The following is a 26,214-nucleotide window of genomic DNA, read 5'->3' on the forward strand; positions in this document are numbered from 1 at the left end:
CAAGACAGTGATCTTGCTGTGACGCCGCTATAGTGCTTCGTACTACTTTGTGCTGCTTAGTACTGCTTAGTACTGTTATGTCTCCTCACCCTGAGCTTGGTGCTTATTTAGGTGCCTACTTGGGTGCTTATTCAGGCATGTTTTAGGCAGGTAAGCTATAGGTAATACAACCCGGCGAATGGTGGGGATTTCCCTCTACCCGCCCAGCCACTGAAAGTGCGCAATGAAAAGAGTACTACGCTGGTTTGCCTGGAGCCTGCTGGGCCTGCTCACCCTCATCGCGCTATGCGGCGCACTGTTCGCCTACTTCATCTATTCCCCAACACCCGAACGTCCCAACTTATCTGGCGCTGTGCAAAAAGGCAGCATACAGGCAGGTGGCATCAAGCGCACCTACATCAGCTATGTGCCACGCGACCTGCCCAAGGGCGCACCGCTGGTGCTGGTCATGCACGGCTCAGGCCAGAGCGCAGAAGACATACGCGTAGAAACCGGCTACGGCTTCGAACGTCTCGCCGACCAACATGGCTTCGCCATCGCCTACCCCGACGCCTACAGCTTTGACTGGAACGATTGCGGCAAAGTCGGCGACTACCAGGTCAATGGCCGCGACATCGACGACGTCGGCTTCCTCAACGCCCTGACCGACAAACTCATCAATGACCTGGGCACAGACAAGACCCGCGTATTCGCCACCGGCGTCTCCGCAGGCGGCTTCATGTCACTACGCCTGGCCCTGGAATCCCCAACCCGCTTCCGCGCCGTGGCCGCAGTATCCGCCAGCGTGCAAGCCCCACAAAACTTCCGCTGCAAACCCGCAGGCACCGGCACCTCAGTCATGATCATGAACGGCACCAAAGACCCGCTCGTGCCTTACAACGGCGGCGAAGTGAACCTGCTAGGCCTGTTCTACAAATGCGGCGACGTACTCAATGCCCGCGCCTCAGCACAATATTTCGCCGACCTGAACAAGATCACCGCCACACCCACGACACAGACGACTGCAATATCAGGTGTCGATGTAGAACGCATAAGCTGGAAGCACGACCCCAGAACTGAAGTCGAACTCGTCGCCATCCACGGCGGAGGACATGGCTTACCACAACCTTACTATCGACGTGCGCGCTTGCTAGGCCCGTCGCCAATGGCACCGAATGGGGCGGAAATGATTTGGGAGTTTTTTGCGCGGCAGCAGCGGTGAAGTGCTTTCCGCTTTCATAAGGGAAGCCTGTAATTTTCGCGTTGTATTGATGCAGATGTCCTTTGCTTGCTCGGAATACAGCATTGCATGATCTGATACGTCTGGATGGCAAAGACGTGGAAGGCATTTTCTTCGCCGCATGCCGTGTCATTCCGCCCAAGCTGCTATTGGGAATGAGCTGTCACGATTCCCGCAATATTCATTGAATTTATATTGGGTTAGGTTTTTTCAATTAAAGATTAAATCTCCCTTGTAATTAATGATTTAATAGTGGTAAGATATTCTTACCGATGGTAAGAATACTTCTTTTGAAGGGTTGACATGACGCAATCTGAAATTGAATTTTTATTAATTCAAGCTGTAGCTGAAATTCAAGAGCATAGTGGCCGTGCGCCTGTTGTGATTACTTCAGATATGACTCCTTTAGAAGATTTAGAGGACTTCGATAGCTTAAATTGTGTAGAGGTAACCGTTGAAATTTTTGAAAAAATACAGTTGAACCTAGAGTTTAATAATATTTTTTTGATGGATAACAAAGTGCTTTCGATCAAAGAAGCTGCTACGCGCATTGCAGAACAAGCTACCACGATTGAAAAGTAGAGAAAGGTATGAGATGTCGATAAATGAACGCTTGAGGGAGGCTCGTGAAGCATCAGGTCTTTCACAAGGTCAGGCGGCAAAAAAAATGACTTTGCATCGACCAACTGTTTCTGAAATTGAGGCCGGGCGACGTAAAGTGTCTGCTGAAGAGATTGGTGAATTTGCTAAGTTGTACGACGTATCAGTTAGTTGGATTATAAATGGTTCAGATACTAGTAACTCCAGTGACACGCGAATACTGCTTGCGGCACGTGAGCTAAGTAAAATGAACGCTGAAGATTTAGATCGACTTATGAATATGTTGCGCATGCTTCGTGATTCTGAAAACCCCTAATGCCAAATAAAAAACAACTCGCCAGTGATGCAATAGTAAAAGCTCTACAAGTGCGTAAACAATTGAATTTGGCACATGATGAGTCTGTATCTGCAATTGATGCTTCTGAGCAGTTAGGTATCGAAGTACGCTTAACAAATCTTCCATCTATGGAGGGTATGTACGTTGGCGGGAAAAAACCAACAATCGTGCTTTCTTCACTTCGCCCTCAAGGCAGAAGAAATTTCACATGCGCCCATGAAATTGGACATCATATGATGGGACATGGCGAGCAATTTGATGAATTGGTAAAGGATAGATCATTTAGTCGATCAGTAGATCCCAATGAATTTCAGGCAGATTGCTTCGCAGCTTTTTTTTTGATCCCTAAGGTGACTCTCGAAAATGGTATGAAGAAGCGTGGTTATACTTATGACACACTTGATCCCATTCAAATTTTCAAACTGTCCGCTTGGTTAGGCGTCAGTTATTCTGGGGTTATTAATCATTTGGTTCACGGCTTAGGGAAAATATCTCGGAGTAAGGGCGAGTTATTGGCGAAGGTTCAGCCCAGAGATATTCGCAGACAATTAATTGGTAAATCAGATATGCCACATCTCGTCGTTGTTGACGAGTTTTGGAAGGGGCGCGCTGTCGATTGCGAAGTAGGCGATTACATAATTTTCCCGAGAAATAGCTTTCTTGAAAATGATTCGAAGTTCCTAGTATTACCTAGCATCAATGGGCTAGTAGTGCGCGCGTCGACGCCAGGTGTAGCTCGTGTGAGTACTGATCTATGGTCATCGTTTGTCCGGATTTCGCCTGCTCAATATAACGGACGTGGTTGCTACCGTTTCGAAGAAGAGGTTGATTAATGATTACTAGCTTGTCTATATCAGATTCAAATCTATCCCATGCGTGGGCACGCGCATTTCTTGCTACCTTTGAAAAGGGGGGCGATACTCGGCACCCATCAGTAGTTGTGATCAACAATCTAGATGACGGTAATTTGCTGGAGAATATGTGCATACGTGAACGACTCGACAAGGAACTGAGCAGTCATAATTTAAGTCTTTGCAAGACAGTAAGTAACACAATCTTTCCATCGTCGTTATGGAATATGAATTCTTCAACAGATTCAATTGATTTATTTACTCGATACGAAAAAGCGTGGCCGGGAATAAAAAAATGCCCAGCAAATAAGAACGGTGTTTATTTTAGGCGTTTAACTAGCTACCAACCTAAAGATCGGACTACGGGACCTGTTAATCAACTGCAAAGTGTAATAGATACATATCAATCAGGAAATCACAGAAAAAGTGCATTGCAGGCATCAATATTCGATCCGACTCGAGATCATTCAGATCAACGTCAAAGAGGCTTTCCGTGCCTTCAGCAAGTGTCATTCACGCCGTTACCCAACGACAAGCTTTCAATCACGGGAGTATATGCAACTCAACTGCAATTTGAGAAAGCATATGGTAATTATCTCGGTTTATACTGGCTTGGCAGATTTATGGCTAAACATCTGGGACTAACGCTCACACAAGTAATTTGTATGTCTTCTGTTGTGCAGCGATCCCACCACGAAAAGACAAAAGCCATATTGACTCCATTCTCAGAAGATATTTTTACCATGCTTCCTTCTACATAGTCGCGCATCCATGATTTCAAAATTAGAAAAACTGCAGGCTAAAACATCCAATTTAAAAAAAACAGATGTTGTTGAAAAAAAAAGGCCTTTAGCTCCAACTATCTTCATTTCTTTAAGCCCTGCAAAAACCACTGTGGCTTTTGATTCGTACTGGAGGTTTGCTAAGTTACGACAAGACGTATTTTTTGCAAGAATAAACGGTGAAAAAGCACCGTGGTCTACGGACCCAATAATTAATCAATATAAGTTTACAAACGCTTATCGTGCTTCGGATCGAGTAAGTCAGTATCTAATTCGAGATGTAATCTATAAAGATGAGCTGGCGATTGAAGATGGTTTTTTTCGAATTATTTTATTCAAGCTATTTAATAAAATTGAGACTTGGCAGCTACTGGAGAGAGAACTAGGGCCAATCCGTTGGTCATCATATCGATATAGTGACTACAATCGTGTACTGAGTCGGGCAATGGCATCAAAGACTACCATTTATTCAGCAGCGTACATCATGGCTTCTGGGCATGCGATCTTTAAAGTGGAAAAGAAACATCAGTCACATCTTAAACTTCTTGAACTTATGCTTACCGATTGCTTACCTGAAAGACTAGTTGCTTGTAAAAGCATGAAACAAGCATTCGAATTATTATTGTCGTACCCGTTGATTGGGGACTTTTTAGCATATCAGCTAGTAACGGATATCAATTATAGTGGACTGACCAATTTCAGTGAGATGGAATTTACGATGCCGGGACCTGGAGCTAGAGACGGAATTCGAAAGTGCTTTTCTTCACTCGGCGGGTTATCAGAAATAGAGATTATTAAACAAATGGCTGACCGCCAAGAGTACGAATTTGAGCGTTTAGGACTTGAGTTTAAAAACTTATGGGGTAGGCCGCTTCAACTAATTGATATACAAAACGTTTTTTGCGAGGTTGATAAATATTCTCGGGTGTTGCATCCAGAAATAGCGGGTATATCTGGCCGCACACGCATTAAACAAAAATTTCATGCTGTAGACGAGCCGATAAATTATTTTTACCCTCCTAAGTGGAAGCTCGAAATCGGCGAAACAGACACTTTATCAAGTGCTCCTCGTCAAGATAAATTATTTTGAAATTGACGTCGAGTCACTGATCCATCTTCAAAAAGTACAAGAGTCGTGTCATTTTTATTTCTAAGGAATAATATGGATTTCGCAGAATACCAAATTACAGCTCAGAAAACTGATCAAGCTCCTCTCACTTCAAGTGACGATGTTAAATCATTGATCTTGCCATTACTTGGTCTTGCTGGGGAGTCTGGTTCATTGCTTACGCATTACAAACGCTATTTGAGAGACGGGGAGGCATATACAATTTTTCGAGATCGAATTAGTGAAGAGCTCGGAGACATTCTTTGGAATGTGGCAAATATCGCGACTAAGACTAATCTAAATTTAAATGAAGTTGCTCAATTGAATCTGCAAAAAATTGGTGATAGGTGGAATGATCAATCTATCGGGGTTGGAGCAAAACTATTTGATGAAAATTTTACAGCGACAGAGCAGTTTCCTCGCAACTTTGAGATAAATGTAGACTCTGAACTTTCAGATCAAGATAATAAAGGACATGCTCAGCTACTTTTTCAAGCTAAGCAATTCGGAAACGAGCTTACTGATAACGCATATGAAGATGATGGATACAGACTCCACGACGTCTTTCATTTGGCATTCGTTGCAATTTTAGGCTGGTCGCCGGTATTGCGTGGAAAGCATTTTTTTAATTGCAAACGTAAAAGTGATAAAGATGTTGACGAAGTGCAGGATGGCGGGCGAGCAGCTGTAATCGACGAAGCGATTGTTGCACTAATTTTTACTGAGGCAAAGAAAAATTCTTTCTTTGAAGGAGTCGATTCTGTCGAATATGGGTTGTTACGCACAATAAAAGATTTGACTGCACACTTGGAAGTTTCCGTATGTTCTGGCAAACAGTGGGAAATTACAATTCTAGCTGCGTGCAAAATCTGGAGAGAACTTAAAGTTCACCAGCATGGTAAAATTTTTGGTGATCTTAATGCTCGATCCATTAAATTTGTTCCATGCATGTCATCTAATTGCTAAATGTGAATTTTAAAATTTCATGCTCGCATTTTTTAAGATTGGATTTGAGACTTTTAATCCCACTTATTGGATCAAAAAAGTCTACATTTCTTCTGACATCAAGTTAACTATTGGGCTTTGAGACTTTTTATATTCCTCTACTGTTGCCGAGTTTCGAACGCCAATTGTGGCTAGTAGCGATTGTAAAAGTAAATCATAGGGACCTCTTCTAATGCGATCAAAGCCACTTAATTTTCCATAAAGCCAAGTTTGATTTGGTCTTCCAAATTTAGCTAGTCTGATTGAATAGTTTCCAATTTCTTGACTTCCTGTCCCATCATTTGCAATTTCCACAGTACCAAGATGACGTTTGCGGCTTTCATCTCCTGACGGAAGAATTTCAATTGTAACTCTGAGCATATTTAATAAAATTTTTACCAATTGTTTATATAGGTATTAAGCTTCAACCGCTAGCGGCTTCGATCTTACTTCAAGATACCTTCAGATAAATGAAAGCGATTGATTTATGTTTTCTTTCAAGATACTTGGTAAAAAGTATCTTGAATGTACTATTGCTTCATACTAAAACCTCTTTTTGTGACCTGTTTTGTAATATACGTATTAAGAATTTATTGCGATGCAGGGCTTGAAGTCACTTGCTTTGGTGGCGGAGGTTTTGATTCACTTATATGAACTTGCGATGATGATACGGCCTGATCAACTCCATTGTTTTTCAAAGATGTGGTGGATGATTTGTGTGTGACATTAATCACTGATTGAATCCATTCTCCAGCAACCCGTTTTCCTGAATCCGTCGAAAGAGATGAGATAAATAAAACTACGATAGCAGCCACAAACCCCGCTACCCCTTTCGTAACAAAGAAATATATCCTTTGTTTTTCTTCGAAAGATTGAAACGATGCAGTATGAGTAATCAGTTGTACTCTTAATTGGGTTTCTAAGTCTTTTAATTTATTATTTGCATCTTGCAAATTTTTATTGAGTTCCTCAATTTTTCTCTGCAATAACATGGGGGAAAACACTTGGCCTGTCATTCCTTGTATTAATTCCGAGCTTATTCCATTACGACCGTTACCGCTACCTTTGTAGACATTCTGTGAAGGACGGTCTAAATCTGCGTAAACGATCAAAAAGAGTTCTTGGCCTTTATGTAAAATAATATCACTTGGACCAGCATTATAAACGCCGAATATCAATCGACCTTCCCATCCAGGATCGACGTGAAAACCGGACACGTTTATCAATCCTTTGAATTTTTGACCTGCACGCATTGAAATTAACGCTAGTGCACTACGAGGTACTTTTACAATTTCTTGAGTAAGTAAGAAAGCGAATTGGCCAGGGGGAATTTTAATTATGTGGCTAGGGGGATCACCAATACTTTGAACAAGTGGCTCGCCGGGTGCCGCATTAAATGATTTGTCAGAAGTTACAAATGCTTGATCACCGAGTCTAAGTCGATATGATGCACAATCAATTTGCGCAGGATTAAAATCATCCTTAAGTAGATGCTTAAGTTCGATAGCAAGCCGCTCCCCGCTCCAGAAACTCATTGCAAAGCCGAAAGTTTGTTAAACAACAATTTTTGTTCTACGCCCGCCCAACGCTCATGAATTAATGTATTCAAAGAAAAGCCTAAAACCCCGATGATTTGCAAAATTGAGATAGATAACTCGACAATTAATGTCTCAAGCTCTTCCCTTGGGTTACCTCTTTCCAAATGATCTGTAGATTCTATCGATTTGGCCATTTTCCCAGAAAGGCTAACTAGCTTTTTCAAAGTAAAATCAAAAATATTTGGTGCTGCGATTTGCCGCCCTAACATTTTTGCTAGATCATCTAATTCCGCAGCTTCTTCATGGATATTTGCACCGATACTAGTATTAAGTGTATTTGCCATCGCAAGGCAAATAATAAATGTATCAACCAAAGTCGCCTTTAATAACTCGTGGTTTCCAGTTTCACCAGCATTAGTTATTTTTCCTGCATACTTAAGAAAATGCAGGATCATGTGTTTAAGACGGGTATGGGTATCCAATCCCAGAATATCTCTATGCGAGCGCTCATCATGAGCTTGTTGAGACTGCTGCAATTGTAGAAGGATTTTTTCAGCGTTCATTGATTAAGCTCTGTCATCTAAAAATTTTCAGTTTCGCCTGAAACGTGGACGTTAAAAATTTGAGGTTATTCTACTAATTTCATGAGGGCATTCATGCTAAATTGAACCACTTTGTACATTCAAAAATAACTAATTTCTCTTTTATTTGAAGTCAAGAACTCAGCGTGACTTTAGATTTATAGAAAGGAAAATTAAATATTAGAATAGCATTTAAATAGCTTATTTTTGAACAAATTATAACTGTAAGTACTGAAAAATGACTAATCTATAGATCAAGTATGTATTACTGTGTTTTTGCCATCGATGACGCACAGATAGTGTTGTTTCTTAACTTCAGGGTTGCAGTCGCCTGTTAGTTGATCAGATTCGGCAGTGACACTAGATTCTATGACTTCGAAAAATTTCTTTTTGCTGCGATGCCTTCCAATTTTTGCGTGACAAAGCTAGAGACATCAATTACTTGATTTATGTAAACGCAAAAAAGGTCAGCCCATTTTGGCTGACCTTTCCGTTTTACATTACAAATCACAGTTACATCAAACGTCAATATTCCCCGCCCTCAACGCATTCGATTCAATAAACGCCCGGCGTGGTTCCACATCGTCGCCCATTAATGTCGTAAAAATCTGGTCGGCGGCGATGGCGTCTTCGATCTGTACTTTGAGCAGGCGGCGGACTGTGGGGTCCATGGTGGTTTCCCAAAGTTGGCTTGGGTTCATTTCGCCCAGACCTTTATAGCGCTGTTTACTGACACCGCGTTCGGCTTCGTCGCGCAGCCAGAGCATGGCCTGGTGGAAGTCGTGCACGGCGATTTCCTTGGCTTTTTCGCCTTCGCCGCGGCGGATGAAGGCGCCTTCTGTGAGCAGGCCTTTGAAGGTGGTCGCGGCGTTTTCCAGTACCTGGTAATCGGCACCATCGACAAAGTCGGCATCGATGCTGCTGACCTTGATGTTGCCGTGGTACAGGCGTTCTATGCGCAGGCTGAATGCGCCTGAGAGTTCGTCGCTGCGTACTACTGCTTTGACTGCATTGTCGCCGATGGCGGCGGTCAGGGCGATGGCGGACGCTTCTGCGTTTTCTGCGTTATCCAGTTTCAGCGTGACACCTGTCATGATGGCGGTGAGGGCGGCGCGGTCGATGACGCGGGTCAGGCGCATCATGATGGCGTTGGCGAGGTTGTACTGGCGTACCAGTTCGCCCAGGGCTTCGCCAGTGATGGGGGCTGCGCCTGTACCTGGTGTGAGGGATGCGCCTGTCAGGGCGACGGTCATCATGTAGGTGGCTTCTTCTGCGTCATCTTTGAGGTAGCGTTCATCGCGGCCTGCCTTGACTTTGTAGAGTGGTGGCTGGGCGATGTAGATGTGGCCGCGTTCTACCAGTTGTGGCATCTGGCGGTAGAACAGGGTCAGCAGCAGGGTGCGGATGTGGGCGCCATCGACGTCAGCATCGGTCATGATGATGATGCGGTGGTAACGCAATTTGTCGGCATTGAATTCGTCGGGGCCTATGCTGGTGCCCAGGGTGGCGATCAGGGTGGTGATCTGCTCACTGGACAGCATTTTTTCAAAGCGGGCTTTTTCTACGTTCAATACTTTACCGCGCAGTGGCAAGATGGCCTGGAATTTGCGGTCGCGGCCTTGCTTGGCTGATCCACCCGCAGAGTCACCTTCGACGATGTACAGTTCGCACAAGGCGGGGTCTTTTTCCTGGCAGTCTGCCAGTTTGGAGGACAGGCCCAGGCCGTCCATGACACCTTTGCGGCGTGTCAGTTCGCGGGCTTTGCGGGCTGCTTCACGGGCGCGGGATGCCTCGACGATTTTGCCGCAAATGATCTTGGCGTCGTTTGGTCGTTCTTGCAAAAAGTCAGACAGGGTCTTGGCGACGATTTCTTCTACCGGGCCGCGTACTTCACTGGAGACGAGTTTGTCTTTGGTCTGCGAGCTGAACTTTGGTTCTGGTACTTTGACGGACAAGACGCAGGTCAGGCCTTCGCGCATGTCGTCGCCGGTGACTTCGACCTTGGCTTTCTTGGCGTATTCGTGTTCTTCAATATACTTGTTGATGACGCGGGTCATCGCGGCACGCAGGCCTGTCAGGTGGGTGCCACCGTCGCGCTGCGGGATGTTATTGGTGAAGCACAATACCTGTTCATTGTAGGCATCGTTCCATTGCATGGAGACGTCGACCGTGATCGTGGTGTTCTGGTCAGACTGGCGTTCGCCAGTGGCCTGGAAAATCGTTGGATTAAGTACGCTTTTATTTTTGTTGATGTATTCAACAAAGCCACGGGTGCCGCCTTCGAAGGCAAACAATTCTTCTTTGCCGGTGCGGTGGTCGTTGAGCTTGATGCGTACGCCATTATTCAAGAAGGACAATTCGCGTATGCGCTTGGCCAGGATTTCATAATGGAATTCAACGTGGGTAAAGATTTCTTCATCGGCCCAGAAGTGGACTTCGGTGCCGCGTTTGTCGGTGTCACCCAAAACTTTGATGGGGGATGTAACGATGCCATCAACGGTTTCGAGTTCGCGGTTTTGCGGTACGCCACGGACAAATTCCATCGCATACATTTTGCCATCGCGGCGGATAGTCAGTTTCAGCAACTTGGACAGACCATTCACGCAGGAGACACCCACGCCATGCAGGCCGCCGGATACTTTGTACGAGTTCTGATCGAACTTGCCACCCGCGTGCAGCTCGGTCATGACGATTTCTGCGGCGCTGCGTTTGGGGTCGTGCTTGTCATCCCATTTGATGCCGGTAGGGATGCCGCGGCCATTGTCGGTGATGGAGATGGAGTTGTCGCTGTGGATAGTGACATTGATCTCGGTACAGTGACCTGCCAGGGATTCATCGATGGAGTTATCCAGCACTTCAAAGACCAGGTGATGCAGACCGGTGCCGTCCGAGGTGTCACCGATGTACATGCCGGGGCGTTTCCGCACGGCTTCCAGGCCTTCCAGAATCTGGATTGAGGACGCGCCGTATTGATTGGGCTGGGCTGGAGTGTTGTCTTGGGTGTTATCGGACATGGCTACCTTCTAAAAAAACGAACTGTTTTGGACAATTGTGTCAATCGTCCAATGTGAAACATATTCAGGGACTGCTTTGTCATTTCTGTGCAGGTGGGATTCAGTGTCTTGGGTGTTGATGCATCAGGGCATAACGACTAACGACACTGGATTCCCGCCTGCGCGGGAATGACGGTATTAAGATCGCCGTGAATTTAATGCGCTGCTTTCACGGCAATTCAGCAAATAAAAAAACTATATTCGCATCGGCATGACGACATATTTAAAGTCGGTGTTGTCGGGGATAGTGATCAGTGCGGATGAATTGGAGTCGCCCAAAGAGACCGATATCTGGTCGCATTTGAGGTTATTCAATACATCAAGCAGATAGCTGACGTTGAAGCCGATATCCACGCTGTCGCCACCGTAGTCGATTTCAATTTCTTCTATCGCTTCTTCCTGGTCGGCATTGGTCGACAGGATTTGCATGAGGCCAGGGGTGATGACGCAACGCACGCCCTTGAACTTGTCCGACGTCATGATCGCGGCACGCTGCAATGAACGCAGTAATTGCTCACGGCCCAAAGTGAAGCTGTTTTTATAGCCTTTTGGGATGACGCGGTTAAAGTCAGGGAACTTGCCTTCGACCAGTTTGGAAATCAGTTCGATATCGGCAAAAGTCAGTTTGACCTGGTTGTTGGCGATGTCGATTTGTACCGGGTCTTCTTTGTCTTCCAGCAGGCGCTGCATCTCGATAATGGTCTTGCGCGGGATGATGACTTCGTGACGCGGGAACTCTTGCTCGACTTCGACCTGGCAAAATGCCAGACGGTGACCATCAGTTGCCACGGCGATGACGTTCTTGCCATCGACGACGAGCAGCAAGCCGTTCAGGTAATAACGAATGTCTTGTTGCGCCATCGAGAAATGCACCATGTTGAACAGGTGTTTCAGGGTTTTTTGTGGCAGGTTGACACTGGCATTGAAATGCTCGGCCTGGGCAACGGTAGGGAATTCTTCTGCCGCCAGGGTTTGCAAAGAGAAGCGTGACTTGCCTGACTGCACGCTCATCTTTTTGTTTTCAAGCTTGAGGACGACATCATTGTCATCTGGCAGGGCGCGCAAAATATCCAGCAATTTGCGGGCTGCTACTGTCGTGGCTATGCTGTCGCCGCCAGAACCGATGGCTGCCTTGGTCGTGATCTGCACTTCTATGTCGGTCGACAGGAACGACACCTGTTCACCGTCTTTGCGAATGAGGATATTGGCCAGAATCGGCAATGTATGCCGACGCTCGACAATACCACTCACAATTTGCAAAGGCCGGAGCAGGGTGTCCCGGTGGGTTTTAACCAATTGCATTTGAATATCCTCACTTTGTATGGTGACAAGGAACTTAACTATTTCTTACTGCTTTTATAGATTGCTTCACATATTTACTGCGGTCTTGCTTGTTACTTTGGTGCGCATGGCGCACCCTACAAACTTGTTCGTCGCTCTGGGCAAACGGTTCTTGCTCAGATGGATTCCAGCCTGCGCTGGGATGACGTTAAATACTTTTCTTGTTGCTTTAAACATCCGATACGTCAATGCGACCGGTAGCGTCAAAACCGTCATTCCAGCGAAAGCTGGAATCCAGGGGCGTTCGTTGCTTACGCATATCGCTGATTCCAGAGCAAAACCCTTGCCAACCCGTAGGGTGCGCCGTGCGCACCGTACTTGTCCGGCTTTACTGCCCTGGTGCGCATGGCGCACCCTACTCATCTGTCTACTGCTAATTACTATTCCAACTTGCACATCCTACAACATCCAGCCCATCAACCCTTGAGCGTTTGCTCTAATACGTGCAATTCATGATTGCATTCGGGGTTTTTGGTGCGGTCTGCGGTGATCTTGCGTACTGCGTGCAAGACGGTAGTGTGGTCGCGGCCGCCGAAGAGTTCGCCGATTTCTGGCAGGCTCTTTTGCGTGAGTTCCTTGGCCAGGTACATCGCAATCTGGCGTGGTCTGGCGATATTGGCCGGACGTTTTTTTGAATACATGTCGGCGACTTTGATGTTGAAAAAATCGGCTACGGTCTTCTGTATGTTTTCTACGGAAATCTGGCGGTTCTGCACCGACAGCAAATCCTTTAGCGCTTCTTTCACCACGTCGATGGTGATTTCTTTACCATGGAAGCGTGAGTAAGCCAAAATCTTGCGCAACGCGCCTTCAAGTTCGCGCACGTTGGAGCGCAAATGCTTGGCGACGAAGAAGGCAACGTCGTCGGAAATATTCACGCCTTCTGAATGGGCTTTCTTGAGCAGAATCGCTACGCGCATTTCCAGCTCTGGCGGTTCAATGGCGACTGTCAGGCCAGAATCAAAGCGGGAAATCAGGCGGTCATCCATGCCGGTGATTTCTTTGGGATAAGTATCACTGGTGATGATGATCTGTTTCTTGGCGGCGATCAGTGCTTCAAAGGCGTAAAAGAATTCTTCTTGCGTACGGCTCTTGCCGCCAAAGAATTGAATATCATCAATCAGCAACAAATCCAGCGAATGGTAATAGCGCTTGAATTCATCAAAACCCTTGCGCTGGTAAGCGGTCACTACGTCGCGTACATATTGTTCAGCGTGGATGTAGCGTATCTTGGCGTTCGGATTATCAACCAGTATCTGGTTACCGATGGCGTGGATCAAATGCGTTTTACCGAGGCCGACACCGCCATACAGGAACAGCGGGTTGTAGGAAACGCCAGGGTTATTCGCCACCTGGATAGCAGCAGCACGCGCCAGCTGGTTGGCCTTACCGGTGACGAAGCTGTCAAAAGTCAGGTCGGAATTAATACGGCTTTGTTCGCGGCGCGGTGATACTTCTGGCGCAGCGGGTTCAGACATCATTTCTGGCACGCTGCCCTGGGCATCGAGGTCAGCATTCAACCCTTGTGAGCGTGGCGCGGCCGCCGCTGCAGGAGCAGGCTTTCTGTTGCCGCGCGGATCGAGCACAAACTGTACCTCGACTTCTTCATCCCAGAACTGGTTAGCCAGGTCGGTAATGCGGTTGGCGAACTGGGCTTTGACCCAGTCGAGTTTGAAACGGTTGGGCGCGGCGATGCGCAGCTTGCCGTTTTCAAAGTCAAGCGGGAATAGCGGTTTGATCCAGGCGCTATATTGCTGTGGTGGAAGCTCTTGCTCAAGTTGGGACGAACAGGCCTGCCAGAAATTTTCCATGTATGACTTTAATTATTAAATGCAAATGCGCGGTGCCGAATTAAATTCTGACCTGTGCGATATTGGCAAGTATTGAGTAAGTATTAGTCATACTCAATGACAGATGTCATGAGCTGCTTACTAAGAGACTTGCACCTCTATCGCTGGGTGAGTTGTCTTAAAGACATAAAACGGTGCCGCGCTAATCCGCTATTTTAACCCCGCTTGACCGAGTTATCCACAGGTTTGGGTTTAAATTTATTCTTTGCATTGCACCAATAGGTGTGCCTTGTTTGATTAATTTTTGCGCTAAGTGATTGACACGCAAAGCAAAAATGGTGTCTAATTCAGGGTTCCCTACCCCTCTTTTATTGGTGCGGCTTTAATTATCGGTTTTTTGATGGATTGATGCGTAACACCATGAGCAGCGGTTTTGGGGCAGTAAAGGCGAAAGGCCTGACGAAAATGTGCAAGCCGAAGTCGCACCCAAGACAGCCTTTATCCGTAATTCCGATTTTTTTTATTGCTCAATTAGCGAGACCAACATGAAACGTACTTACCAACCTTCCGTCGTTCGCCGCAAGCGCACCCACGGTTTCCGCGCACGTATGGCAACCCGCGGTGGCCGCGCTGTTCTGAACGCACGTCGCGCCAAAGGCCGTAAACGCCTGGCAGCTTGATTATCAGTTCGTTGATCTGCGCAGCCTTGCTGAATTCGCATGATCAATAATATAACTGAGCCAGTTCAGGCAGGTGCAGGCGGCGTAGATTTTGCCCGCGTCAGGCGCATCGTTAAAACGGATGAGTTTTCATCCGTTTTTCGTTTGCGCCCCGTGCAAAAAACCGCGCATTTTGTGCTGTACACCCGAACCAATGATTTGCCGCATGCCCGTTTAGGTGTGGTGGCCGCCAAACGTTTTGCGCCGCGTGCAGTGACGCGCAATACGATCAAGCGTGTCACCCGCGAGATATTCCGTCATTCAGCCTTGTTGAATGTGGATTGCATCGTGCGGTTGTCTCGCCCCGTTAACAGCAAGGCGGGGCCAGCGACGACTGCCCAGCTCAAACGTGAGCTCAGGGCGGAAATCCTGCGTCTGTTCGCGGCACCAGCCTGCGCATTGGTTGGTACCAAGCCGCCGGTAAGTCAACTTTAGGGCATTTGAGATGAAAACCCTGCTGCTCCTGTTGCTCAGATTTTATAAACTGGCAATTAGTCCTATGTTGGGGCAGAACTGTCGTTTTTATCCAAGCTGTTCTGAATATGCGGCAGAGGCTATCAAAATACACGGTGCCGCCAAGGGAAGCTTGCTGGCAGGCAAGCGCTTGTGCAAATGCCATCCCTGGCACCCTGGTGGCGTGGATAATGTGCCACCCGCTAGTGAAAAATCACAAACCACCCCCACATCTGCCCAGTGCTGCCATGATGGCAAGCGCACTGGACATTCTTCTCCCCTTTCCTGACATACACAAATGGATATCAAACGTACCGTCCTGTGGGTAATTCTCTCTTTCGCGCTGATCATGCTCTGGAATGGTTGGGGCGTGTATAGCGGCAAGCCGTCTATTTTTGCCCCTCCACCACCCAAAGTGGCCAGTGCCTCTGCCTCTGCCAATAATACTGCCAGCGCATCCAGTGCGGCAGGCAGTGCCAGTGCCGTTGCTGGTGCTACGGCAACAGCGGGGACAGATGCTGCCCCTGTCATTCGGAGCGAAACCATCACTATTACTACTGACGTTATCAGGGCAGATATTGATACCATTGGTGGCGAGCTCAAAAAGCTGGAATTGCTGAAGCATAAAGATGGCAAAGACCATACAAAAAACATGGTCTTGTTTGATAACTCAAGCAAACGTACTTATCTGGCGCAAACGGGTTTGCTGGGTGGGGCTTTCCCTAACCACAAATCTGGCTTCATCGCCAGGCCAGGTGTCCGCACCCTGGAAGGTGGTAACCAGGTACAACTGGTGCTGGAAGCAGAGCAAGGCGGCGTCAAGCTGACCAAGACCTATACCTTCAAAAAAGGCGAATACCTGATCGATGTGCGCCATGATGTGACTAACACGGGTACAGCGCCGATCACGCCTTCCCTGTATCTGCAATTGCTGCATGACGGTACCAAGCCTGAAAGTGGTGGCATGTTCTCTGGCAGCGGCGAATTCTATGCACCAGCGGTATATACAGAAGCGGAAAAATTCCAGAAACTGGATTTTGAGAAAATCTCCAAGGGTACAGATAGCCATGCCAAAGAGTCAGACAATGGCTGGGTAGCAATGCTGCAACATTTCTTTGTGTCTTCTTTCATTCCACAAGACAAGGTCAAGCGTGAAATTTTCACCAAGAAGGTAGATACCAATCTGTATGCAGTCGGTAATGTCTTGCCTATGGGCACGGTCGCACCAGGTGCCACTGTAAGCATGAATGCGCACCTGTATTCCGGCCCGCAAGAATCCGCCAAGCTGGACGCAATCGCGCCTGGTTTTGAACTGGTCAAGGATTATGGTGTATTGACACTGATTGCCAAGCCACTGTTCTGGGTCATGGAGCAAATCCACAAAATGCTGGGTAACTGGGGCTGGACTATCGTGGTCTTCACGATTGCCATCAAACTGGCTTTGTTCCCCTTGTCTGCTGCCGGTTATCGCAGCATGGCAAAAATGAAAGTCGTGACACCGAAGATGCAGGCTGTGCGTGAGCGTTTCAAAAACGATCCGCAAAAAATGAACCAGGCCATGATGGAGTTGTATAAAACCGAGAAAATCAATCCTCTCGGTGGTTGCTTCCCTATCCTCATCCAGATGCCGGTCTTTTTGGCGCTGTACTGGGTCTTGCAAGCCAGCGTGGAAATGCGCGGCGCACCATGGGTGGGCTGGATCACTGACCTGACCTCTCCTGACCCTTGGTACATTTTGCCCGTGGTGTATGCAATTTCTATGTTCATCACGACCAAATTGAACCCGGCCCCGGCCGATCCTGTGCAGGCGAAGATGATGATGTTCATGCCACTGGCATTCTCGGTCATGTTCTTCTTCTTCCCATCCGGTTTGGTATTGTATTGGGTAGTGAACAATATCTTGTCGATTGCGCAGCAATGGGTGATCAACAATAAATTGATACCGCCAGAGCACAAGGCTTAAGCGTCAAGATTGAGCAAATGAGAAAGCCCGCAAGTTTGCTTGCGGGCTTTTTTTATGACGTGATTTGTTAATCAAACCCATGGCGCACTTGCATGTAATTCGTAGGTTGGGCCGGGCCTCGCTAGGCTACGGGGTATCAGCCCAATACTGGGCGTGTAATTAACGTATTTGAATGTTGAGGCTGAGTGTTGGGCTGGTAAACCGTAGCCTAGCAAGGCCAGACCCAACCTACGGGAGTAGATATTCTTGGTAACTGCCCTGTCGCATTTCCGTCACAAACCAACAGACTAATTTGCACCCATAGAGTGCAGCACAGATAGAATTTCAACATGATCTACGAACCCATTCCCATCGCTGCCATTGCCACCGCCCCAGGGCGTGGTGGCATAGGTGTCGTACGCATTTCCGGCAAGGACCTTGCGCCCGTTGTCACTGCCCTGTTTGGCACTACCCAATTCAAACCGCGTCATGCGAGTTACCTGCCATTTACCCAGGCAGATGGCACCGTCATCGACCAGGGCATCGCGATTTATTTCAAGGCACCGCATTCTTACACGGGTGAAGATGTGCTGGAGCTGCAAGGCCATGGCGGCCCTGTGGTCATGCAAATGCTGCTGTCACGCTGTCTGGAAGCGGGCAAGGATGCGGGTTTGCGGCTGGCTGAGCCAGGCGAATTTACCCAGCGCGCCTTTTTGAATGACAAGCTTGATCTGGCACAGGCTGAAGCGGTATCAGATCTGATCGAAGCATCGACCGAGGCTGCCGCCAAATCGGCATCGCAATCGCTGTCCGGCGCTTTTTCCAAAGTCATTCATGCACTGGTAGAAAAAGTCGTACACCTGCGCATGCTGGTAGAGGCGACGCTGGATTTTCCTGAAGAAGAAATCGACTTCCTGGAAAAATCGAATGCCCGTGGCCAGTTGGCGACGATACAGGCAGCCCTGCAAAAAGTATTTGAGCAAGCCGCCCAAGGTGCTTTGCTGCGCGCCGGTTTGAATGTGGTGCTGGCAGGTCAGCCCAATGTCGGCAAATCATCGCTGCTGAATGTGCTGGCTGGCGATGAAGTTGCCATCGTCACGCCCATCGCCGGTACTACCCGCGACAAGGTGACCGAGACGATTCATATCGAAGGCATACCCCTCAATATCATCGACACTGCTGGCATACGCCACGAGCATGACGAACCTGAAGACGGTCAGGTCGCGAATGCCATCGATACAGTAGAACGCATAGGCATAGAGCGCACCTGGGCAGAGGTAGAAAAGGCGGATGTCATCCTGCATCTGCTTGACGCCAGCCGCGGCCCGACCCGCGCCGACGATGCCATCGTCGCCCGCTTCCCGGAAGGCGTGCCAGTCATACGTATCTGGAACAAGATAGACCTCTCCGGCCACCATGCCAGCGTCGATGAAATGTCGGATGCTACGCATATCTACTTGTCCGCACATGAACACATAGGCATAGATCTGCTGCGCAAGGAACTGCTGCGCATTGCCGGTTGGGAGCAAACCGGAGAATCACTTTACCTGGCCCGCGAACGCCATTTGATCGCCCTCAAGCACGCACATGAACATTTGCAAAACGCGGCAGAATACGCAGCACAAAATGATCAGTCGCTGGATTTATTTGCCGAAGAGCTGCGTTTGACGCAAGACCGTTTGAACAGCATCACTGGTGAATTTACGTCCGACGATTTGCTGGGTGTGATTTTCTCGCGATTCTGTATCGGCAAATAACATTTTCAGCTTGAAAAGACAAATTGACTTCACTATGTTGACATCAATTTTGTAGTGAAGAAAAGAATGCCCCCCTTTTGCTAATTATGCAGCGATTGCCACGAGCAAGCGTGGACGTAAATCCTCCACCAGCCGCTTGCGACTGCAACGTGGATATTCTGCTGGTGAAAACCACATGACGGCTTCTGCAAAAGCATCAACAACGGGTAACAATGCTTTTGCTTCGACGGGAGAAAAATTCTCCTTGTTGCCGTTGTCGGCAAGATGGGCGAGTTTTTCCTGTAATATTTCTTTGCGCACTATTGCTGAGACAGAAACAGGGTGGGCAACACAAAGGCCAAAAGTGCCCAGCAAAAAATGTTGCCATGAAAATTCAGCGCGTTGCATCAGGCCAGAAAGCAAAGGTTGGTCATCGGCCGTAAAACAATCATTCAGACGCCATATGTTGTGATGCATGTCGGTCAATCCGTTGATGAAATCGCGGATAAAATTTTCTTTCAGGATTACTGGTGCGACATTCGAACCATACTGGTCTATAAGCTGCAGTGCCAGCGTATACCAGCCTACACTGGCTGGATGAAAATAAGCGCCAGTGCTGGTATTGTCAGCGTCCATCACACCAAATACAGCAGAGTGGATTTTTGCATTGTCAGTGACGACATGAGATGGCGCAGGCAAGAGTTGCGCTTGTATCAGTGTATCAATGTCTGCCTCTGCGCATTGGCATGCGAGGGAAAATTGTGCTTTGTTCAGGTAATGTTTTTTCAGGTAAAAATCAAGTGCTGACATGGTGACTTCCTGGATGAATTTTATTAACCATGCACATGGCGGCTGTCTGTCGGTGCCTGTTCACGTTCCAGCAAACCATAGTCACGCACTACTGATGCGATGCGCAAACGATAGCCTGCAAAGATATGGCCGCGTCCTTGCGACTGCGCTGCCCGGTGTGCTTCGGTATTGCGCCAGTTGGCGACTGCCGCTTCATCACGCCAGAAAGACAGGGACAAAATCTTGCTGGGATCGATCAAACTCTGGAAACGCTCTATGGAAATGAAACCATCCATTTCCTTAAGCAAAGGTGCGAGCCCGGCTGCAATATCGAGGTATTCCTTCTTGTTTTCTGCATGTGGTATGACTTCAAAAATCACGGCGATCATGTGGTCTCCTGGTTTGTATGTCGTGCGTAAATACAGGGATGCGGCCATTTAGTGAAGGCCGGTATGTCCAGAGCAATGTAGCGAAATCAAATGCAGGCATGTTCAGCAAGTGATGCAGGCAATTGATTGTGATTTGCTCTGCAATGTGCTGGCCTGGACAGGTATGACGACCATGACCAAAGGTGAAAACTTTTCTGTCCGGCCTGTCCAGTTGAAAAGTATCGGGATCAACATTGACAGCGGCATCACGATTGGCAGCCGCCAGCAAGACGACGATGGCATCGCCCGCTTGCAGGCTTTGACCAGCGATTTCGCAAGCCTGACTGACGAAGCGTCTGGTATTTTGTACAGGTGCATCATGGCGGGCAACTTCTGCTACCAGGTCAAGTAAATTTCTTGGAAGGGAAGATGTATCTTTGCGCAAGTCTTGCAGCAAATGAGGGTGTGCTTGCAGTGCAGTGAGGCTATTGCCCGTCAGGCCAGCAGTGGCCTCATAAGTTTGCGACAGCAAGCCGATGAGGTTGGACAATATGCCGTCAGCATGCTGCCAGCCAGATTGCACAGCTTCGCTTTGCAGGTCAGCCAAAAATCCATGCGGTTTTGCCTGGCTGTCTTGCAGCAATTGGCGGAAACTGCCTTGCAAAGCCTTTGCGGCTACATGTGCCGCATCAATTTGTTCTGCTGTACTCAAGGGGGACAGGCAGCGTACAAAATCTGCCACCCAGTTTGCCAGGGCGGGCAAGGCATCTTCTTCACATCCTAATACACTGCCCATGACATGGATGGGCAAATCGAACAGATAGTGCGTCAGCCCGCTTCCTGTCCTTACATCATACTTGCTCGTGAGTTGAGTAGCATGCTGCTGTGTATATGCAGCGATGCCAGATAAATCCAGCTTGCGCAGCGAGCTTTGTATGACTTGCTTGGGCAATGTATGCGCCTGGCTTTCATTCATGCGTACCAGATATGAAAATACTGTTCCTGCCGTACCACCGGCAATATTGCGCGGCACAGCTTCTGCAACTGGCCTGACAGCGCAAGCGGGCGATTCCAGCACCTGCTGCACGACGGCGGCACGGCTGGCTATCCAGCATCTGAGTTCTGTATCAAAAGCCAGTGCAGGGCCTGCACGCAGGCTGGCGTAATACGGGTAAGGGTCTGGGCGGCAAGCTGCATTCAGGATAGAGGTTTTCTGTGTCATGGCAGAACTAATGATCAGGTAATGAAACGCAGTATAGGGCTTGTTTGCATTGAACAATTCGTCTACCATCAAACTATGAATGCACAAGATCCCACCAATATTGAATACGCCGACACCCAATTAGCCAAGCTGGCAGGTGCCATCGCCGAGCCAGCCCGCGCCCGCATGCTGTGCAGCCTGATGGACGGGCGCGCCCGCACCAGTACCGAGCTGGCTGTCGTGGCCGAGGTCAGCCCCTCCACTGCCAGCGTGCATTTGAGCAAATTGCTGGAACAACATCTGGTGAATGTGGTGGCGCAAGGCAAGCACCGCTATTACCAGCTCGCCAGCAATGAAGTTGCAATTGCCCTGGAATCGCTGTTGCTGATCGCTGGTTTACCCAAATCGCGCTTTGTACCCAACACGCCAGACCGACTGCGCAAGGCGCGTACCTGCTATGACCATATGGCGGGGGAGGTAGCCGTGGGCGTGCATGATTACCTGATGCAGCAAGCCTGGATCAGGCCCGTGGAAGGTGAAGAAACAGCCTATGAATTGACAAACGCAGGTAGCAAGGGCCTGGAAGAATTGGGGCTGGATATCGCCACGACCCGCAAAGCCAGAAGGCGTTTTGCCTGTTCCTGCCTGGACTGGAGTGAGCGCACACCGCATCTGGGTGGCGCTTTGGGGGCGGCTCTATTGAACCTGTTGTTGCACCGTGCCTGGTTGGAGCGCGACCTTGATAGCCGGGCGCTGGCGTTGACCAGCAAGGGCAAGCGTGAGTTTCAAAAAGTATTTGCCATAAAAACCTGAAACTTAAGGCCTGAAGCCTGAGACCGCAGCCGGGCTTATTCTTTTACACCAAGCTTGATCTTGGCAAGACGGTCTATGATCGCAGGTTTTAACTTGCGGAAGTACACCAGGTCTATCGCAAACATGGAAATCAGGGCCAGGCCGACAGTCAGCACGCAGCTAATCCATATCGAATCTGGTGCAGCGATACGGTTAGACAGATAAACAGCCGCAAACATTGTCAGGCCTGTCAGGAATTCACGCCAGAATGGCTTACGTGTCTTGAATGTCTTCTGCGCTGCCAGTAACACCAGGTCAGGATAGTGTTTGGGCGCAACATCCTTTAATTCAGGTACTGCCAGCAACAAGGCGTCTGTACTGAAGCTTTGCATGATTATCCATCCTTTATTTACCTGTAAGCAGGTCTTGTGTGAAATATTATCTGCTTCAATAGGGGCTTAGTCTACGGTCAAAATGTAAAACATTTACCACGGGCATGTTGTGCGCTCACTGTCAACTTACCATCAAAATAGTAAAAACGCCTGAAGAATGCCTCAGATTGCCGTCATCGTCTCTGGGAATGTTTTGGACCAGTGCAGAATTTCCACACTTTCACGCATGCCGTGAACCCAGAAAGGATCGGTTTTGCCACAGGTTTTCTACTTCTGCGCTGTCCTTGGCTTCAATGATCCATAAATCACCCATAGGGCGGTCACTCGCCTCTTGGCGCAATGATCCCGCTACTTGATTTGTGTCTGGCGCGCTGCCAGCCACTCTCAATCTCACTCTCAGTCTATATGGGCCGCCCATATAGACGGTGCGCACATGGCGCATCGTTGTTTTGTCGGTGAATCTGACAGCAAATAACATAAGCAAACTTCAAAATCTTATAAAGATGGGAATAATAAGCAGGTTTGCGTATGGTAAGGTATGTACAAACTGTTTTCACTATATGCATCATGTGTCAATTACTAGGAATGAACTGCAATACCCCGACTGATATTGTCTTCAGTTTTACCGGGTTTGCAACACGCGGCGGTTTGACGGACGAGCACAAAGACGGCTGGGGCATCGCTTTCTTTGAAGGCAGCGGTGTACGCCTGTTTGTTGATCATCAGTCGGCGGTGGAATCACCCGTGGCTGAGCTTATCAAACGCTATCCCATCAAATCCAGGAATGTCATCGCCCACATACGCAAGGCTACCCAGGGCCAGGTTACCCTGGAAAACTGCCACCCCTTTGTGCGTGAGTGTTGGGGACGTTACTGGGTGTTTGCCCATAATGGCGATCTGAAGGAATTTGCACCTGTGCTGGATGGGAGTTTCCAGCCAGTTGGCAATACTGACAGTGAGCGGGCATTTTGTTATTTGCTGCAACGCATGCGCCGTCACTTTGGCGAGCAATTGCCATCGGTGCAACAACTGGCGCAGTTCATGCATGAGATCACTGCAGAGATTGCCACTTATGGTACCTTCAACATGATGCTCTCGAATGGCGAAGCACTGTTCACCCATTGTTCGACAAAGCTCTACTACATCGTGCGCCAGCATCCCTTCAGTACCGCCGCCTTGACGGATGAAGACGTCGCCGTGGATTTTTCTCAAGTCACCACCCCTGCCGACAAGGTTGCCATCATCGTCACCGAACCCCTGACCACGAACGAAAGCTGGACGCAATGTGCATCTGGCCAGATGCTGGTGTTTGTTGATGGTGATGTATTGCCTTTACCCTCATCTCCCTCAACCGAGGTAGCAGCATGAGCCAGCAGCGTTTGATGGACCAGCTCGACACCAATCTCTTGCGCGTGCTGCATACTCTGCTGACTGAGCGCAGCGTCACCCGCACCGCCATGAAACTGGGGCAATCGCAACCCGCCATCAGCAATATGCTGAAGCGCCTGCGTGAAATCACAGGAGATGCCATCCTGGTGCGCGGCAAAAACGGCATGACTGCAACCGAACGCGGTGAAGAACTCTTGTTGCTGGCACGCCAGGGTTTGAATGTGCTGGAAAGCATCGCCAGCCCGGCCCCGGCTTTCATGCCTGCCTCCACCCAGCGCATCTTCCATCTCGGCGCACCGGATTACCTGAGCGCCCTGCTGATCCCACTCATTATTGAAAAACTGCGCGAACAGGCGCCCAATGCTGGCCTGACCGTGCATGCCCTGAATGCTGGTTTTGATTATGCTGCCGGACTGGAAAGCGGTGAACTCGATTGCGTCATTGGCAACTGGCCAGACCTACCACCGCACCTGCATCTGGCGCAATTGTTTGAAGATGAAGTGGTGTGCATGGTGAACCGCAAACACCCGGTCGTCAGCAAGGGTTTGTCGATCAAATACTATCTGGAGATGGCCCACCTGGCCCCTACCCCCTATATGATGGGCCACCGCAGCATCATCGACACCGCCTTGGCAGAGCAGGGCCTGAAACGCAAGATACAGATGACCATTCCCTACTTTGGTATGGTTCCTTACGTACTCTCACGCACCGATCTCATCTTCACTACCAGCCGCAGCTTTGCCGTGCAATGTGCCAGAGACTGGCCAATAGAAGTCTTGCCGATGCCGGTTACCGTACCCAAGATGAAGTTCTTCATGCTCTGGCATGAACGGGCGCATGCGGCGGCGGAAGTGCAATGGTTGCGAAGGATAGTGGCGGAGGCTTCGGCCAAGGTGATGGTGTAAGTTGTAGGCAGGATGGTTGGCAGGATTGTAGGTTGGGCTACGGGGTATCAGCCCAACACTGGGCCTCTGCAAACGTATACGCTGTTTAAACGCCGAGTGTTGGGCTGGTAAACCCTAGCCCAACCTACAGATCAATTTTGTATTGACGCCCTACATCAACCCGGCACTTTCCCCTCGACACCCTCGACATAAAACTTGATGTCATGCAGGAACTTGTCATCTGCAACAGCATCCTTGCCCAATACTTCCTTACCGGTATTGTCCTTGATCGGCCCCTTCCAGATCGGGCCTGTGCCGTCAATGACGCCCTGGCGTTTGTCGGCGATGAGTTTTTTGACTTCGTCGGACAGGCTGGCGTTGAAGGCTTTCAGGTCTATCATGTTTTCTTTCAGGCCCCACCAGGTGGTGTCTGATTTCCATGTTTTGTTCAACACTTCATCGACGCGCTTGGTGTAATACACCCCCCAGTCGATGACGGATGCTGCCAGGTGGGCTTTGGCGCCGAACTTGCTCATGTCGCTGTCCCAGCCAAAGGCATATGCGCCTTTTTCTTCTGCGGTTTGCACGACGGCGGCAGAGTCCGTGTTTTGCATGAGTACATCCACGCCCTGGCCTATCAGGGTGGTGGCTGCTTCGCGTTCCTTGCCCGGGTCGAACCATTTGTTGACCCACACGACCTTGGTGGTTGCCTTGGGATTGACCGAGCGGGCACCAAGGGTGAAGGAGTTGATATTGCGCAGCACTTCAGGAATAGGCAGGGACGCAACCACGCCCAGCTTGCCGGACTTGCTCATCTTGCCAGCAGCGATGCCGGCGAGGTAGGCGCCTTCATATGTGCGCACATCATATTGCGCGAGGTTTTCAGCAGTTTTATAGCCGGTGGCGTGTTCAAACTTCACATCGGGGAAATCCTTGGCGACTTTGAGCATGGCTTCCATATAGCCGAAGGTGGTGCCAAAGATGACTTTGTTACCCTGTGTTGCCAGATCGCGGAAGACGCGTTCTGCATCGGCGGCACTTTCAGGAATGCTTTCAACGAAGCTGGTTTTAACTTTATCACCAAACTTGGCTTCCACAGCCTTGCGGCCTGCGTCGTGGGCATAAGTCCAGCCTGCATCACCGATCGGGCCTACATAGACGAAAGCGACTTTCAGAGGTTCTGCCGCAACAGGTGCGGCAGCGCTGCTGGCTGGTGCAGGCGCTGCTGCACTGGCGCTGGCGGATTTGCTTGCTTCTTTCTGGCCACAACCAGCAAGACCGACAATAGCCAGGGACAGCGCGGCTGCCAGGGTTTTTCTGCGAGTAATTTTCATGGGGAGCTTCCTTCGTCTGATTTTCAGTTGT

Annotated in this window: 27 protein-coding genes; 15 read left to right on the forward strand and 12 right to left on the reverse strand. The window is 48.9% G+C overall.

Translation table 11 applies throughout. The features are described 5' to 3' along the window. The first annotated feature begins 223 nt into the window (after window positions 1–223). The 7 genes from ACO0LG_RS04975 to ACO0LG_RS05005 all read left to right on the forward strand — a co-directional run bounded on the left by ACO0LG_RS04975 (window position 224) and on the right by ACO0LG_RS05005 (window position 5,863). A complete protein-coding gene (locus tag ACO0LG_RS04975) occupies window positions 224–1,201 on the forward strand; it encodes an alpha/beta hydrolase family esterase (protein ID WP_423023923.1) in 978 nt (325 codons plus the stop codon). 321 nt (window positions 1,202–1,522) lie between these two features. Continuing rightward, window positions 1,523–1,801: a hypothetical protein gene (locus tag ACO0LG_RS04980; RefSeq protein ID WP_423023925.1), complete on the forward strand. Its 279-nt coding sequence runs from the start codon at window positions 1,523–1,525 to the stop codon at window positions 1,799–1,801. A gap of 13 nt (window positions 1,802–1,814) precedes the next feature. Beyond that, complete coding sequence (locus ACO0LG_RS04985; RefSeq protein ID WP_423023927.1) at window positions 1,815–2,135, forward strand: helix-turn-helix domain-containing protein; 321 nt, start codon at window positions 1,815–1,817, stop codon at window positions 2,133–2,135. After that, window positions 2,135–2,989 carry an ImmA/IrrE family metallo-endopeptidase gene (locus ACO0LG_RS04990; RefSeq protein WP_423023929.1) on the forward strand — a complete coding sequence of 285 codons (855 nt, stop codon included), beginning with the start codon at window positions 2,135–2,137 and terminating at the stop codon, window positions 2,987–2,989. The genes ACO0LG_RS04985 and ACO0LG_RS04990 overlap by 1 nt, the downstream gene beginning before the upstream one ends. Further along, window positions 2,989–3,768, forward strand: coding sequence for a hypothetical protein (locus ACO0LG_RS04995; RefSeq protein WP_423023931.1), 780 nt, complete (start codon window positions 2,989–2,991; stop codon window positions 3,766–3,768). Before ACO0LG_RS04990 ends, ACO0LG_RS04995 begins: the two co-directional genes overlap by 1 nt. Before the next feature lie 10 nt (window positions 3,769–3,778). Further along, entirely contained in the window at window positions 3,779–4,879 is a 1,101-nt protein-coding gene (locus tag ACO0LG_RS05000) for a nucleotide kinase domain-containing protein (RefSeq protein WP_423023933.1), read from the forward strand. Between the two features lie 72 nt (window positions 4,880–4,951). Then, window positions 4,952–5,863, forward strand: coding sequence for a nucleoside triphosphate pyrophosphohydrolase family protein (locus ACO0LG_RS05005; protein ID WP_423023935.1), 912 nt, complete (start codon window positions 4,952–4,954; stop codon window positions 5,861–5,863). Between the two features lie 81 nt (window positions 5,864–5,944). Here the strand turns inward: ACO0LG_RS05005 and ACO0LG_RS05010 are convergent, their stop codons facing one another. From ACO0LG_RS05010 to dnaA, 6 genes are all read right to left on the reverse strand, one after another. Further along, window positions 5,945–6,283 carry a hypothetical protein gene (locus ACO0LG_RS05010; protein ID WP_423023937.1) on the reverse strand — a complete coding sequence of 113 codons (339 nt, stop codon included), beginning with the start codon at window positions 6,281–6,283 and terminating at the stop codon, window positions 5,945–5,947. A 188-nt stretch (window positions 6,284–6,471) separates the two neighbouring features. Further along, on the reverse strand, window positions 6,472–7,416 hold the full coding sequence (locus ACO0LG_RS05015) for a dCTP deaminase domain-containing protein (protein ID WP_423023939.1): 945 nt from the start codon (window positions 7,414–7,416) through the stop codon (window positions 6,472–6,474). Then, complete coding sequence (locus tag ACO0LG_RS05020) at window positions 7,413–7,982, reverse strand: hypothetical protein (RefSeq protein ID WP_423023941.1); 570 nt, start codon at window positions 7,980–7,982, stop codon at window positions 7,413–7,415. Before ACO0LG_RS05020 ends, ACO0LG_RS05015 begins: the two co-directional genes overlap by 4 nt. A 536-nt stretch (window positions 7,983–8,518) precedes the next feature. Further along, the gene (gyrB, locus tag ACO0LG_RS05025) at window positions 8,519–11,014 is read right to left on the reverse strand and encodes a DNA topoisomerase (ATP-hydrolyzing) subunit B (protein ID WP_423006116.1); all 2,496 of its coding nucleotides are present in this window, start codon (window positions 11,012–11,014) and stop codon (window positions 8,519–8,521) included. 234 nt (window positions 11,015–11,248) lie between these two features. Further along, window positions 11,249–12,355 (reverse strand): DNA polymerase III subunit beta, encoded by a 1,107-nt coding sequence (dnaN, locus tag ACO0LG_RS05030; RefSeq protein WP_110254682.1) that lies wholly within the window; start codon window positions 12,353–12,355, stop codon window positions 11,249–11,251. A 455-nt stretch (window positions 12,356–12,810) separates the two neighbouring features. Continuing rightward, window positions 12,811–14,205 carry a chromosomal replication initiator protein DnaA gene (gene dnaA / locus ACO0LG_RS05035; protein WP_423023943.1) on the reverse strand — a complete coding sequence of 465 codons (1,395 nt, stop codon included), beginning with the start codon at window positions 14,203–14,205 and terminating at the stop codon, window positions 12,811–12,813. A gap of 524 nt (window positions 14,206–14,729) precedes the next feature. Between dnaA and rpmH the strand changes: the two genes are divergently transcribed. The 5 genes from rpmH to mnmE all read left to right on the forward strand — a co-directional run bounded on the left by rpmH (window position 14,730) and on the right by mnmE (window position 19,055). Beyond that, the gene (gene rpmH / locus ACO0LG_RS05040; protein ID WP_061535510.1) at window positions 14,730–14,864 is read left to right on the forward strand and encodes a 50S ribosomal protein L34; all 135 of its coding nucleotides are present in this window, start codon (window positions 14,730–14,732) and stop codon (window positions 14,862–14,864) included. Window positions 14,865–14,903: 39 nt separating this feature from the next. Further along, window positions 14,904–15,338 (forward strand): ribonuclease P protein component, encoded by a 435-nt coding sequence (gene rnpA, locus ACO0LG_RS05045; protein WP_423023945.1) that lies wholly within the window; start codon window positions 14,904–14,906, stop codon window positions 15,336–15,338. A 10-nt stretch (window positions 15,339–15,348) separates the two neighbouring features. Next, entirely contained in the window at window positions 15,349–15,645 is a 297-nt protein-coding gene (yidD, locus tag ACO0LG_RS05050; RefSeq protein ID WP_423023947.1) for a membrane protein insertion efficiency factor YidD, read from the forward strand. A gap of 9 nt (window positions 15,646–15,654) precedes the next feature. Then, on the forward strand, window positions 15,655–17,319 hold the full coding sequence (yidC, locus tag ACO0LG_RS05055) for a membrane protein insertase YidC (RefSeq protein ID WP_423023949.1): 1,665 nt from the start codon (window positions 15,655–15,657) through the stop codon (window positions 17,317–17,319). A 329-nt stretch (window positions 17,320–17,648) separates the two neighbouring features. Then, window positions 17,649–19,055: a tRNA uridine-5-carboxymethylaminomethyl(34) synthesis GTPase MnmE gene (gene mnmE / locus ACO0LG_RS05060; RefSeq protein WP_423023951.1), complete on the forward strand. Its 1,407-nt coding sequence runs from the start codon at window positions 17,649–17,651 to the stop codon at window positions 19,053–19,055. A gap of 84 nt (window positions 19,056–19,139) precedes the next feature. Here the strand turns inward: mnmE and ACO0LG_RS05065 are convergent, their stop codons facing one another. Genes ACO0LG_RS05065 through ACO0LG_RS05075 form a run of 3 tightly spaced genes read right to left on the reverse strand, consistent with a single transcriptional unit; the run spans window position 19,140 to window position 21,413 of the window. Continuing rightward, entirely contained in the window at window positions 19,140–19,844 is a 705-nt protein-coding gene (locus ACO0LG_RS05065) for a DUF6058 family natural product biosynthesis protein (protein ID WP_423023953.1), read from the reverse strand. Window positions 19,845–19,867: 23 nt separating this feature from the next. Further along, on the reverse strand, window positions 19,868–20,212 hold the full coding sequence (locus tag ACO0LG_RS05070) for an antibiotic biosynthesis monooxygenase family protein (protein ID WP_423023955.1): 345 nt from the start codon (window positions 20,210–20,212) through the stop codon (window positions 19,868–19,870). After that, window positions 20,193–21,413 (reverse strand): cytochrome P450, encoded by a 1,221-nt coding sequence (locus ACO0LG_RS05075; RefSeq protein ID WP_423023957.1) that lies wholly within the window; start codon window positions 21,411–21,413, stop codon window positions 20,193–20,195. The genes ACO0LG_RS05070 and ACO0LG_RS05075 overlap by 20 nt, the downstream gene beginning before the upstream one ends. Before the next feature lie 75 nt (window positions 21,414–21,488). On the opposite strand from ACO0LG_RS05075, the gene ACO0LG_RS05080 reads away from it, so the two are divergent. After that, window positions 21,489–22,205 carry an ArsR/SmtB family transcription factor gene (locus ACO0LG_RS05080; RefSeq protein WP_423023959.1) on the forward strand — a complete coding sequence of 239 codons (717 nt, stop codon included), beginning with the start codon at window positions 21,489–21,491 and terminating at the stop codon, window positions 22,203–22,205. 35 nt (window positions 22,206–22,240) lie between these two features. Here the strand turns inward: ACO0LG_RS05080 and ACO0LG_RS05085 are convergent, their stop codons facing one another. Together ACO0LG_RS05085 and ACO0LG_RS05090 are read right to left on the reverse strand one after the other, a co-directional pair. Continuing rightward, a complete protein-coding gene (locus tag ACO0LG_RS05085) occupies window positions 22,241–22,576 on the reverse strand; it encodes a hypothetical protein (RefSeq protein ID WP_423023961.1) in 336 nt (111 codons plus the stop codon). 220 nt (window positions 22,577–22,796) lie between these two features. Then, window positions 22,797–23,054: a hypothetical protein gene (locus ACO0LG_RS05090; protein ID WP_423023963.1), complete on the reverse strand. Its 258-nt coding sequence runs from the start codon at window positions 23,052–23,054 to the stop codon at window positions 22,797–22,799. Between the two features lie 89 nt (window positions 23,055–23,143). On the opposite strand from ACO0LG_RS05090, the gene ACO0LG_RS05095 reads away from it, so the two are divergent. Together ACO0LG_RS05095 and ACO0LG_RS05100 are read left to right on the forward strand one after the other, a co-directional pair. After that, on the forward strand, window positions 23,144–23,944 hold the full coding sequence (locus ACO0LG_RS05095) for a class II glutamine amidotransferase (protein ID WP_423023965.1): 801 nt from the start codon (window positions 23,144–23,146) through the stop codon (window positions 23,942–23,944). Continuing rightward, complete coding sequence (locus ACO0LG_RS05100) at window positions 23,941–24,870, forward strand: LysR family transcriptional regulator (RefSeq protein ID WP_423023967.1); 930 nt, start codon at window positions 23,941–23,943, stop codon at window positions 24,868–24,870. Before ACO0LG_RS05095 ends, ACO0LG_RS05100 begins: the two co-directional genes overlap by 4 nt. Window positions 24,871–25,025: 155 nt before the next feature. On the opposite strand, the gene ACO0LG_RS05105 is transcribed toward ACO0LG_RS05100, so the two are convergent. Further along, entirely contained in the window at window positions 25,026–26,183 is a 1,158-nt protein-coding gene (locus ACO0LG_RS05105) for a BMP family ABC transporter substrate-binding protein (RefSeq protein ID WP_423023969.1), read from the reverse strand. Window positions 26,184–26,214: the final 31 nt, after the last annotated feature.

This window comes from Undibacterium sp. Ji42W (assembly GCF_049340405.1).
Classification (GTDB): domain Bacteria; phylum Pseudomonadota; class Gammaproteobacteria; order Burkholderiales; family Burkholderiaceae_D; genus Undibacterium.

Excerpts from the sequence above, each read along its gene's own strand:
- ACO0LG_RS04980 (WP_423023925.1), top strand. The coding sequence starts at position 1,523 with ATGACGCAATCTGAAATTGAATTTTTATTAATTCAAGCTGTAGCTGAA.
- ACO0LG_RS05000 (WP_423023933.1), top strand. The coding sequence starts at position 3,779 with ATGATTTCAAAATTAGAAAAACTGCAGGCTAAAACATCCAATTTAAAA.
- ACO0LG_RS05070 (WP_423023955.1), bottom strand. The coding sequence starts at position 20,212 with ATGATCGCCGTGATTTTTGAAGTCATACCACATGCAGAAAACAAGAAG.
- ACO0LG_RS05020 (WP_423023941.1), bottom strand. The coding sequence starts at position 7,982 with ATGAACGCTGAAAAAATCCTTCTACAATTGCAGCAGTCTCAACAAGCT.
- yidD (WP_423023947.1), top strand. The coding sequence starts at position 15,349 with ATGAAAACCCTGCTGCTCCTGTTGCTCAGATTTTATAAACTGGCAATT.
- ACO0LG_RS04985 (WP_423023927.1), top strand. The coding sequence starts at position 1,815 with ATGTCGATAAATGAACGCTTGAGGGAGGCTCGTGAAGCATCAGGTCTT.
- rnpA (WP_423023945.1), top strand. The coding sequence starts at position 14,904 with ATGATCAATAATATAACTGAGCCAGTTCAGGCAGGTGCAGGCGGCGTA.
- ACO0LG_RS05095 (WP_423023965.1), top strand. The coding sequence starts at position 23,144 with ATGTGTCAATTACTAGGAATGAACTGCAATACCCCGACTGATATTGTC.
- yidC (WP_423023949.1), top strand. The coding sequence starts at position 15,655 with ATGGATATCAAACGTACCGTCCTGTGGGTAATTCTCTCTTTCGCGCTG.
- ACO0LG_RS05100 (WP_423023967.1), top strand. The coding sequence starts at position 23,941 with ATGAGCCAGCAGCGTTTGATGGACCAGCTCGACACCAATCTCTTGCGC.
- ACO0LG_RS05065 (WP_423023953.1), bottom strand. The coding sequence starts at position 19,844 with ATGTCAGCACTTGATTTTTACCTGAAAAAACATTACCTGAACAAAGCA.
- mnmE (WP_423023951.1), top strand. The coding sequence starts at position 17,649 with ATGATCTACGAACCCATTCCCATCGCTGCCATTGCCACCGCCCCAGGG.
- rpmH (WP_061535510.1), top strand. The coding sequence starts at position 14,730 with ATGAAACGTACTTACCAACCTTCCGTCGTTCGCCGCAAGCGCACCCAC.
- ACO0LG_RS05080 (WP_423023959.1), top strand. The coding sequence starts at position 21,489 with ATGAATGCACAAGATCCCACCAATATTGAATACGCCGACACCCAATTA.
- ACO0LG_RS05075 (WP_423023957.1), bottom strand. The coding sequence starts at position 21,413 with ATGACACAGAAAACCTCTATCCTGAATGCAGCTTGCCGCCCAGACCCT.
- ACO0LG_RS05085 (WP_423023961.1), bottom strand. The coding sequence starts at position 22,576 with ATGCAAAGCTTCAGTACAGACGCCTTGTTGCTGGCAGTACCTGAATTA.
- gyrB (WP_423006116.1), bottom strand. The coding sequence starts at position 11,014 with ATGTCCGATAACACCCAAGACAACACTCCAGCCCAGCCCAATCAATAC.
- dnaN (WP_110254682.1), bottom strand. The coding sequence starts at position 12,355 with ATGCAATTGGTTAAAACCCACCGGGACACCCTGCTCCGGCCTTTGCAA.
- ACO0LG_RS05090 (WP_423023963.1), bottom strand. The coding sequence starts at position 23,054 with ATGTTATTTGCTGTCAGATTCACCGACAAAACAACGATGCGCCATGTG.
- ACO0LG_RS04975 (WP_423023923.1), top strand. The coding sequence starts at position 224 with ATGAAAAGAGTACTACGCTGGTTTGCCTGGAGCCTGCTGGGCCTGCTC.
- ACO0LG_RS04995 (WP_423023931.1), top strand. The coding sequence starts at position 2,989 with ATGATTACTAGCTTGTCTATATCAGATTCAAATCTATCCCATGCGTGG.
- dnaA (WP_423023943.1), bottom strand. The coding sequence starts at position 14,205 with ATGGAAAATTTCTGGCAGGCCTGTTCGTCCCAACTTGAGCAAGAGCTT.
- ACO0LG_RS05005 (WP_423023935.1), top strand. The coding sequence starts at position 4,952 with ATGGATTTCGCAGAATACCAAATTACAGCTCAGAAAACTGATCAAGCT.
- ACO0LG_RS04990 (WP_423023929.1), top strand. The coding sequence starts at position 2,135 with ATGCCAAATAAAAAACAACTCGCCAGTGATGCAATAGTAAAAGCTCTA.
- ACO0LG_RS05015 (WP_423023939.1), bottom strand. The coding sequence starts at position 7,416 with ATGAGTTTCTGGAGCGGGGAGCGGCTTGCTATCGAACTTAAGCATCTA.
- ACO0LG_RS05105 (WP_423023969.1), bottom strand. The coding sequence starts at position 26,183 with ATGAAAATTACTCGCAGAAAAACCCTGGCAGCCGCGCTGTCCCTGGCT.